Genomic DNA, 11,031 nt, shown 5'->3' on the forward strand with positions numbered 1-11,031 from the left:
CGCGGGCGTCACCTGGAGGGCCGCAGCAGATGGCGAATGAGGAGAAGCTCCGCGAGTACCTCAAGCGGATGACGGCCGATCTCTACGAGACGCGTCAACGCCTGCAGGACGCCCAGGAGAAGAGCCATGAACCGCTCGCCATCGTGGGGATGAGCTGCCGGTACCCGGGCGGGGTGGCCTCGCCCGAGGACCTGTGGCGGCTGCTCGACTCCGGTGGCGAGGGAATCACCGGATTCCCCGTCGACCGCGGCTGGGACACGGAGGGTCTGTACGACCCGACGGGCCGGGCCGAGGGCACGTCCTATGCGAAGGAAGGCGGCTTCCTGCACGAGGCGGCCGACTTCGACCCCGCCTTCTTCGGGATCAGCCCCAAGGACGCGCCCGCGGTGGACCCGCAGCAGCGGCTGCTCCTGGAGACGTCCTGGGAGGTCCTGGAGCGGGCCGGGATCGACCCGGCGAGCCTCCGCGGCAGCCGGACCGGGGTGTTCGCCGGGCTCATGTACCACGACTACTTCGGCAGTACGAGTTCCGGGTCCGCGCTCTCCGGCCGGGTCGCCTACAGCTTCGGCTTCGAGGGCCCCGCGATCACCGTGGACACCGCGTGCTCCTCCTCGCTGGTGGCGCTGCACCTGGCCGGGCATGCACTCCGTAAGGGCGACTGCTCGCTGGCCCTGGTCGGCGGGGTGACCGTGATGTCCACCCCGTGGACCTTCATCGAGTTCTCCCGGCAGCGCGGCCTGGCCGCGGACGGCCGGTGCAAGTCCTTCGCGGACGCGGCCGACGGCACCGGCTGGGCCGAGGGCGCCGGTGTGCTGCTGGTGGAGAAGCTCTCCGACGCCCGGCGCAACGGGCACCCGGTCCTGGCCGTGGTGCGCGGTACCGCGGTGAACTCCGACGGCGCCTCGAACGGGCTGAGTGCCCCGAACGGCCCCGCCCAGCAACGGGTCATCGAACAGGCCCTGGTCAACGCGGGACTGGCCCCCGGCCAGATCGACGCGGTCGAGGCACATGGCACCGGCACCACCCTCGGTGACCCCATCGAGGCCCAGGCGCTGCTGGCGTCGTACGGACAGGACCGGGAGCGGCCGCTGTGGCTCGGCTCGGTCAAGTCGAATATCGGGCACACCCAGGCCGCCGCCGGAGTCGCGGGCATCATGAAGATGGTCCTGGCCATGCGCCATGGCGTCCTTCCCAAGACGCTGCACGTGGACCGGCCCTCCACCCATGTGGACTGGACCGAGGGTGCGGTGGAGCTGCTCACCGAGGCGCAGGAGTGGCCGCGGACCGGGCAGCCCCGCCGTGCCGCGGTGTCCTCCTTCGGCTTCAGCGGCACCAACGCGCATGTGGTGCTGGAAGAGGCCGAAGCGGAGGCCGCCGTCGGGACCGAGGCCGCGGCGGAGCCCGTGCCGGCCGCCGGACCGGTGCCGTGGGTGCTGTCCGCCCGTTCCGAAGAGGCGCTCGCCGCCCAGGCCGACCGACTCGCGTCGTTCGCCGAGGGCCGTCCGGAGACCGCTCCGGCGGACATCGGCTGGTCGCTGGTGCACACCCGCTCCGCGCTGGAACACCGCGCGGTGGTGCTCGGCGCCGACCGGGACGGTCTGCTGTCCGGTGCCCGGGGGCTGGCCGCCGGACGGCGCCCGGCCGGGGTGGTCGCCGATGTCGTCGCCGACGGCAAGCTCGGCGTGCTGTTCACCGGGCAGGGCTCCCAACGGCTCGGAATGGGCCGGGAACTGTATGCGGCGTACCCGGTGTTCGCCCGCGCCTTCGATGAGGTCTGTGCCGCCTTCGACGGCCGGCTGCCGAAGCCGCTGCGCGAGGTCGTGCACGGTGCGGGCGACCTCCTCGACCAGACGCAGTACACCCAGGCCGCCCTGTTCGCCCTAGAGGTCGCGCTGTACCGGCTCACCGAATCGTGGGGCCTGGCGCCGGACCTTCTGCTGGGCCACTCCATCGGTGAGGTCACCGCCGCCCATGTGGCCGGCGTGTGGTCCCTGGCGGACGCCGCCACCCTGGTCGCGGCCCGTGGCCGGCTGATGCAGGAACTCCCGGCCGGCGGCGCCATGGTGTCCGTACGGGCCACCGAGGACGAGGTCCTTCCCCTGCTGGCGGACCAGGACCAGGTCGGTCTCGCGGCCGTCAACGGGCCCGAGTCCGTGGTGCTTTCCGGCGCCGAGGACGCGGTCGCGCGGATCGCCGCCGAGCTGTCGTCGCGCGGCCGCAAGGTGAAGCAGCTACGGGTCAGCCATGCCTTCCACTCGCCGCTGATGGAACCCGTGCTCGACGCCTTCCGCGCGGTCGCGGAGCAGATCACCTACGCCGAGCCCCGGCTGCCCGTGGTGTCCAACGTGACCGGACGGCTCGCCACCGCTCAGGAACTGTGCGACCCCGAGTACTGGGTGCGGCACATCCGCGAGGCGGTGCGCTTCCACGACGGTCTCCTCGCCGGGCACGCCGAGGGCGTGACCACCTTCCTCGAACTCGGGCCCGGCGGGGTGCTCTCCGCCATGGGCCAGGACTGCCTGCCCGGTCATGACACGGTCCGGTTCCTGCCCGCCCTGCGCGAGAACCGCACCGAACCCGTGGCGCTGCTGGAGGCGGTGGGCGGGGCCTACGCCCGTGGCGCCACCGTGGACTGGAACCCGCTCCTCACCGGCTGCCGACGGGTCGACCTGCCCACCTACCCCTTCCAGCGGCGGCGGTACTGGCTGGACGAGACGGCCGTCACCGGCGAGCAGGACCGTCCGGCCGCCGCGGACGACGCCCGGTTCTGGGACCTGGTCGCCCGCGAGGACCTCCCCGAACTGCTGCACACCCTGGAGCTGGACGAGGACCAGCCGCTCGGCGCGATCCTGCCGGCGCTGTCCGCCTGGCGCCGGCGCCGGGAGCACCAGTCCACGGTGGACAAGTGGGCCTACCGGATCTCCTGGAAACCGGTCCCGGCCGGCGCCGCCGCGCTCACCGGCACCTGGATCCTCGCCGGACCGGACGAGGACGACCACCTCGCTGACGCACTCACCGCGCACGGCGCCCAGGTGGTACGTCTCGCCCTCGGCGGCAGCCGCGAGGAACTCGCCACCGGCCTGGCGGCACTCGACGGAGAGATCGCCGGAGTACTGGCCCGGCCCACGGTCACCGAGGCACTGGCCCTGGTCCAGGCGCTGGGCGACGCGGACATCAGCGCACCCCTGTGGTGCGTCACCAGCGGGGCGGTGTCGACCGGTGCGGCGGACCCGCTGCGGGAGCCGGAACTCGCCCAGGTATGGGGGCTCGGCCGCACCGTCGCCCTGGAGCAGTCCGACCGCTGGGGCGGGCTCATCGACCTGCCCGCTGAACTGGACCGGACCGCGGCGGCCCGGCTCTGCGCCCTGCTCACCGGAGCCGGGGACGAGGACCAGCTCGCCATCAGGCCGGCCGGGGTGTTCGCCCGCCGTCTGGTACGCGCCCGCCTCGACCGGGACGCCACGCCCTGGAAGCCCCGCGGCACCGTGCTGATCACCGGCGGCACCGGCGCGCTGGGCGCCGCGTGCGCCCGCTGGCTCGCCGCCAACGGGGCCGGGCACCTGGTGCTCACCAGCCGCCGTGGCCCGGACGCCCCCGGCAGCGCCGAACTCACCGCGGAACTCACCGCGCTCGGCGCCGAAGTCACCCTCGCCGCCTGCGACGCGGCCGACCGGGAAGGCCTCGCCCGGCTGCTCGACGGCCTGCCCGAACCGCCCACCGCGGTGCTGCACATCGCCGGCACCGGCGGGCCGGTCGGGCCGGTCACCGAACTCGGCGGGGCTGACCTCGACGGGGTCCTCTCCTCCAAGGTCGCCGGTGCGGCCCACCTCGACGCCCTCCTCGGGGACCGGGAGCTGGACGCGTTCGTGCTGTTCTCCTCGGTCGCCGGGGTCTGGGGCAGCGGTGGCCAGGCCGGCTACGGCGCGGCCAACGCCTACCTCGACGCCCTCGCCGAACAGCGCCGGGCCCGCGGACTCACCGCCACCTCGGTGGCCTGGGCCCCCTGGGGCGGGGGAGGCCTCGCGGAGGACGCCGCCGTACAGGACCAGCTCCGTCAGCGCGGACTGCCCGCGATGGCGCCGGAACTGGCCATCGCCGCGTTGGCAGCGGCGCTCGGCCAGGACGAGACCTGTCTGACCGTCGCCGACGTGGACTGGGACCGCTTCATCCCCGGCTTCACCTTCCACCGGCCGAGCCCGCTGTTCACCGGGGTGCCCGAGGCGCAGGGGCTGCTGAGCGGGGGTGACGGCCCGGCGGTCACCGACTCGGCGCTGCGCCGGGAACTCACCGGGCTGACCGACGCCGACCGCGACAAGGCGCTGCTGGACTTCGTCCGCACCCAGATAGCGGATGTCCTCGGCTACGACAGCCCCGAACTCGTCGATCCCGCCCGGGCGTTCAAGGACCTGGGTTTCGACTCGCTGAGCGCGGTGGAGTTCCGCAACCGGCTCACCACCGCGTCGGGGCTGACCCTGCCGGCCACGATGATCTTCGACTATCCGACCCCGACGGTCCTCGTCCGCCATCTGCGGGACGAGATCACGGATTCCGCCGGCACCCCGTCGGCCACCCGGACCGCCGTCGCGGCATCCGACGAACCGATCGCCATCGTCGGGATGGGCTGCCGGCTGCCCGGCGGCGTACGGAACCCGGAGCAGCTGTGGGAGCTCCTGGCCGAAGGGCGGGACGGGATCACCCCGTTCCCCGCCGACCGGGGCTGGGACACCGAGGGGATGTACGACAGCGACCCCGACCAGGCCGGTGCCAGCTATGTGCGGCACGGCGGTTTCATCGACGGCCTGGCCGAATTCGACGCCGGTTTCTTCGAGATCAGCCCGCGCGAGGCCATCTCGATGGACCCACAGCAGCGGCTGCTGCTCGAAGTGGCCTGGGAGGCCATCGAGGCCGCCGGGATCGACCCGGCGACCGTGCACGGCACCGACACCGGCGTGTTCGTCGGCGCCAACGGCAACGACTACATGAGCGTCCTGGCCGGCGCCGGACAGGGCCCCGACGGGTTCCTGGGCACCGGCACCAGCTACAGCGTGATGTCCGGCCGGGTCGCCTACGCGTTGGGCCTCGAAGGCCCCACGATGACCATCGACAGCGCCTGCTCCTCCTCGCTGGTGGCACTGCATCTCGCGGCCGCCGCACTGCGGTCGGGGGAGTGCTCACTGGCACTGGCCGGCGGGGTGACGCTGATGACCACCCCAGGTTCCTTCATCGAGTTCAGCCGGCTGCGCGGACTCGCCCCCGACGGCAAGTGCAAGGCCTTCGCCGAGGGCGCCGACGGCACCAACTGGGGTGAGGGCGTCGGTGTTCTGCTCGTCGAGCGGCTCTCCGACGCGGTGCGCAACGGCCATCCGGTGCTCGCCGTGGTGCGGGGTTCCGCGATCAACCAGGACGGTGCCTCGAACGGACTGACCGCACCCAACGGGCCCTCCCAGGCCCGGGTGATCCGGCAGGCCCTCGCCTCCGCCGGTCTCGGAGCGTCCGACGTGGACGCCGTGGAAGCACACGGCACCGGAACCCGCCTCGGCGACCCCATCGAGGCACAGGCGCTGCTCAGCACGTACGGGGCGGAGCGCGCCGACGACCGGCCGCTGTGGCTCGGTTCGGTGAAGTCGAACATCGGGCACACCCAGGCCGCCGCCGGGGTCGCCGGCGTGATCAAGATGGTCCTCGCCATGCGGCACGGACTGCTGCCGAAGACCCTGCACGTGGACGCGCCCTCCACTCATGTGGACTGGTCCAGCGGCGCGGTGGAGTTGGTGACCGCGTCCCGGGCCTGGCCCGAGCTGGACCGGCCCCGGCGGGCCGGGGTGTCCTCCTTCGGCTTCAGCGGCACCAACGCCCATCTGATCCTGGAGCAGGCCCCGGACCTCCCGGCGCCCCCCACGGACGATGCGGTGGCGGACGGACCGCTGCCCTGGGTGCTCTCCGGCAGGACCCCGCAGGCACTGGCCGCGCAGGCCGCACGGCTGGCGGAGCACCTCACGGACGCCCCGGACACCGGGCTCGCCGACCTCGCCTGGTCGCTGCTCACCTCCCGGTCGGCCTTCGAGCACCGGGCCGCGGTGATCGGCACCGACCAGGACGACCTGCGGCGCGGACTGGCGGCGCTCGCTTCCGGTGCCGCGGGCGCCGAGGTGGTGACCGGCACGGCCGCCACCGGTTCGCTCGCGGTGATGTTCACCGGCCAGGGCGCCCAGCGGGTCGGCATGGGGGCCGGACTCCACCGTCGCCACCCGGTCTTCGCGCAGGCCTTCGACGAGGCCGCCGCCGAACTGGACCGGTGGCTGCCCCGTCCGCTCCGCGAGATCGTCTGGGCCGAACCCGGTTCCCCGGACGCCGCGTTACTGGACCACACTCAGTACACCCAGGCCGCCCTGTTCGCGGTCGAGGTCGCCCTGTACCGGCTGCTGGAGTCGTGGGGCGTCCGCCCCGACCGGCTGGTCGGCCACTCCATCGGTGAAGTGGTCGCGGCCCATGTGGCCGGGGTGTGGTCCCTGCCCGACGCCTGCGCCCTGGTCGCCGCGCGCGGCCGGCTGATGCAGGAACTGCCCGCCGACGGCGCGATGGTGTCGGTACGCACTACCGAGGCCGAGGTCGCCGCCCTGCTCGCCGGGCGTGAGCACGAGGTCGGTATCGCGGCCGTCAACGGCCCCGCTTCCGTGGTCATCTCGGGAGCCGAGAAGGCCGTACTGGAGGTCGCGGAATCCCTGTCCGCCACGGGGGTCACCACCAAGCGCCTGGCCGTCAGCCATGCCTTCCACTCCCCGCTGATGGAACCGATGCTGGACGACTTCCGGCAGGCCGTGGCCAAGCTGACCTTCCGGCCGCCCCACATGGAGATCGTGTCCAATGTGACCGGCCGGCCCCTCACCGCGGAGGAGGCCTGCTCGCCGGACTACTGGGCCGGGCATGTCCGCGGCGCGGTGCGGTTCTGCGACGGGGTGCGCGCCCTGGAGGACGCCGGGGTGCGGACCTTCCTCGAAATCGGCCCGGACGGTGTGCTGTCCGGAATGGGCCAGGAGTGTGTGACCGGCGAGGACACCGTGCTGGTGCCCTCGCTGCGCCGGGACCGCGCCGAGGACGGGGCCGCGGTGACCGCGCTGGCCCGGCTGCATCTGCGGGGCGTCCCGGTCGACTGGCCGGCCTTCTTCTCCGGACGCGGGGCACGGCGGGTGGACCTGCCCACCTACGCCTTCCAGGGGGAGCGCTACTGGCCGCGGCCCTCCGGTACGGCCGGTGATGTCGCCGCAGCCGGACTGGGCGCGGCCGGTCATCCGCTGCTCGGCGCCGCCGTCGCGGTGGCCGGCTCCGACGAGGTCCTGTTCACCGGGCGGATCGGCACCCACAGCCACCCCTGGCTCGCCGACCACGCCATCGGCGACCTGGTCCTGCTGCCCGGCACCGCCTTCGTCGAGATGGCCGTACGGGCCGGTGACGAGGTCGGATGCGGGCTGCTGGAGGAACTGACGCTGGCGGCGCCGCTGGCGCTCCCCGCGCGGGGAGCGGTCCGGCTGCAGGTGGTGGTCGGTGCCGCGGACGACGACGGCCGCCGTGCGCTGAGCGTGCACTCCCAGCCGGAGTCGGACGCCGCCGAGCAGGGCTGGAACCGGCACGCCACCGGCGTACTGGCCCCCGCCGGCGCCACCGGCGGGTTCGCCGAAACGGCCTGGCCCCCGGCCGGTGCCGAGCCCGTCGACACCGCGGATTACTACCCGCAGCTCGCCGGGGCCGGGATGAACTACGGACCGGTCTTCCAGGGGCTGCGTGCGGCCTGGCGGCGTGGCGAGGAGGTCTTCGCCGAGGTCGCGCTGCCCGAGGCCGCGGCCGAGGACGCCGGTGCCTTCGGTCTCCATCCCGCCCTGCTGGACGCCGCGCTGCATGCGGCCGGACTGGGCTCCTTCTTCGCCGACGAAGGGGGCGCACGGCTCCCGTTCGCCTGGAGCGGTCTGACGCTGCACGCGGCCGGCGCCGCCACCTTGCGGGTGCGGATCGCACCGGCCGGTACGGACGCCGTCTCGGTGGCCGCCGCGGACGAGACGAACACCCCGGTCGCCACCGTGGAGTCCCTGGTCCTGCGCAGGCAGGACCCGGCCGTCACGGTCACCGCGCCGTCCCTGCCCGACTCGCTGTACCGGATCGACTGGCCGGAGGTCACCGCCGAACCCGCGGACACCGCCGCCTGGGCGCTCCTCGGCGAGCTCGACGGGGCGCCGGAGACGGCCACGCGGTACGCCGACCTGGCCGCGCTGACCACCGCGCTCGACACCGGGACCCCGGTGCCGGAAGTGGTGCTCGTCCCGTGTGCCGCCGACGCCGGCTCCGATGAACTACCCGTTGCTATACGGGAGTTGACCGGTCGGATGCTGTCACTGGCACGGGACTGGCTGGCCGACGCACGTCTGGAGAACACCACACTGGCCGTGGTCACCCGCGGCGCGGTCGCGGTGCACGCCGACGAGGGCATCGCGGATCTCGCCGCCGCCCCGGTCTGGGGTCTGCTCCGGTCCGCGCAGTCGGAGAACCCGGAACGGATCGTCCTGATCGACGCGGACGGTTCGGGCGGTCCGGACATGCTCGCCGCCGCCCTCGGCTCCGGAGAACCACAGCTCGCCGTGCGCGCGGGCGCACTGCGGACCCCGCGGCTGGCGTCGCTCGCCTCCGGCGGCACCCTGGTGCCACCGGCCCGCGGCCCGGCCTGGAAGCTGGACGTCACCAGCGCCGGTACGTTCGACAACCTCGCGCTGGTGCCCTCGGACGCGGACCGCGCCCTGGTCCCCGGCGAGGTGCGGATCGGGGTGCGCGCGGCCGGGCTGAACTTCCGCGACGTCATGATCGCGCTCGGGATGTACCCGGAGAAGGCGGAGATGGGCATCGAGGCCGCCGGTGTCGTCCTCGAAGTCGGCCCCGACGTCAGCGACTTCGCCCCCGGCGACCGCGTGATCGGCATGTTCGCCGGCGCGTTCGGACCGGTGGCCGTCACCGACCACCGCATGCTGGCGCGGTTCCCTGACGACTGGTCCTACGTCCAGGCCGCCTCGGTGCCGATCGTCTTCTCCACCGCCTACTACGGCCTGGTGGAACTCGGCCGGCTGCGGGCCGGGGAGTCGGTGCTGGTGCACAATGCGGCCGGCGGTGTCGGCATGGCCGCCGTGCAGCTGGCCCGGCACCTCGGGGCGGAGGTCTTCGGCACGGCCAGCACCGGAAAATGGGACACCCTGCGCGAGAGCGGCCTCGACGAGGAGCACATCGCCTCCTCCCGTGACCTCGACTTCGAGGAGAAGTTCCGCCGCACCACCGGCGGCCGCGGGATGGACGTCGTCCTGGACGCACTGGCCCGTGAGTTCGTGGACGCCTCACTGCGGCTGCTGCCCCGCGGCGGCCGGTTCCTGGAGATGGGCAAGACGGATATGCGTGCCCCCGAGGACGTCGCGGCCGCCTACCCCGGTGTGGAGTACCAGGCCTTCGACCTGATGATGGGCGCCGGTCCGCAGCGGGTCGGCGAGGTGCTCCGGGAGGTGGTGCGCCTGCTCGACTCCGGTGCGCTGCGGCCGATCCCGGTCACCACATGGGATGTCCGCCGGGCCCCCGAGGCCTTCCGGTACATCGCCAAGGCCCGGCACACCGGGAAGATCGTGCTGACCATGCCGGAGACCCTGGACGAACGGGGCACGGTGCTCGTCACCGGTGGCACCGGCACCCTCGGCGGACTGGCCGCCCGGCGCCTGGTGCGCGAACACGGCGTCCGGCACCTCCTGTTGACCAGCCGCACCGGCCGGGCCGCGGACGGCGCACCGGAGCTGGAGCGCGAACTGCGGGAACTCGGCGCCGAGGTGGAGATCGCCGCCTGTGACGCGGCCGACCGGGAGGCCCTGCGGGAACTCCTGGCCGCCATCCCGACCGACCGTCCGCTGACCGCGGTGGTGCACACCGCCGGAGTGCTGGACGACGGGGTGATCGGCTCCCTGACCCCGGAACGGCTCGACACGGTGCTGCGGCCCAAGGTGGACGCCGCGGTGAACCTGCACGAGCTCACTGCCGGCCAGGACCTCGCCGCCTTCGTGCTGTACTCCGCCGCCGCCGGCACCTTCGGCGGCGCCGGGCAGGGCAACTATGCGGCGGCGAATGTGTTCCTCGACGCGCTGGCCGCGTACCGGCGGGCCCATGGCCTGCCCGCCACCGCGCTGTCCTGGGGCCTGTGGACCGAGACCAGCGGTATCACCCGGCACCTCGGCGAGGCCGATGTCCGGCGGATGAGCCGGGCCGGGATGCCCCCGCTGTCCACGGAGGAGGGCATGACGCTCTTCGACGCGGCACTGCGGGCCGACGAACCGGCGATGATGCCCGCCCGGCTGGACGTCTCGGTGTTCCGCGGCGCACCCGCCGAGGCCGTACCCCCACTGCTGCGGGGGCTGGTCAAGGCACCGGCCCGGCGCACGGTGGCGGCCGCCACCCGCTCGGCGGACGACTTCGCCCAGCGGCTCACGGGCCTGACGGCCGAGGAGATCGACCAGGTCCTGCTGGACTTCGTCCGGGAACAGGCCGCGGCCGTCCTCGGCCACGGCTCGCCGGCCGCGGTGGAACCGGGCCGGGCGTTCAACGAGATGGGCTTCGACTCGCTGACCGCGGTCGAGTTCCGCAACCGGCTGAACGGGGCCGCCGGGCTCCGGCTGCCCGCCACGCTGGTGTTCGACTACCCCAACGCGGAGGTCCTGGCGGCGCACCTCAAGGAGACGCTGGCCCCCGCGGCCGCCGATCCGGCCGCCGTGGTGCTCGGCGAACTCGAACGGCTGGAGAGCGCCCTGGCCGCGGTCTCCCCGGACGAGGGCGCCGGAGCCTCCATCACCAGCCGGCTGCAGGCCCTCACCAAAGCGTGGGAGGACCGGCGGTCCACGGCCGGCACGACCGATGTCAAGGACAGGCTCCAAGCGGCGAGCACCGATGAGGTCTTCGCGTTCATCAACGACGAACTCGGACTCTCCTGATGCGCACGCTGGGGACCGACAAGGAAGGCGCGCC

At 73.6% G+C, this 11,031-nt stretch carries 1 protein-coding gene; it reads left to right on the top strand.

The genetic code is table 11. The features are described 5' to 3' along the window. The first annotated feature begins 29 nt into the window (after window positions 1–29). The gene (locus SLV14N_RS34750; RefSeq protein ID WP_263272501.1) at window positions 30–10,997 is read left to right on the top strand and encodes a type I polyketide synthase; all 10,968 of its coding nucleotides are present in this window, start codon (window positions 30–32) and stop codon (window positions 10,995–10,997) included. The last annotated feature ends 34 nt before the right edge of the window (window positions 10,998–11,031 follow it).

It is taken from the genome of Streptomyces sp. Je 1-4 4N24 (assembly GCF_026239515.1).
GTDB lineage: Bacteria > Actinomycetota > Actinomycetes > Streptomycetales > Streptomycetaceae > Streptomyces > Streptomyces nigrescens.

Excerpts from the sequence above, each read along its gene's own strand:
- SLV14N_RS34750 (WP_263272501.1), top strand. The coding sequence starts at position 30 with ATGGCGAATGAGGAGAAGCTCCGCGAGTACCTCAAGCGGATGACGGCC.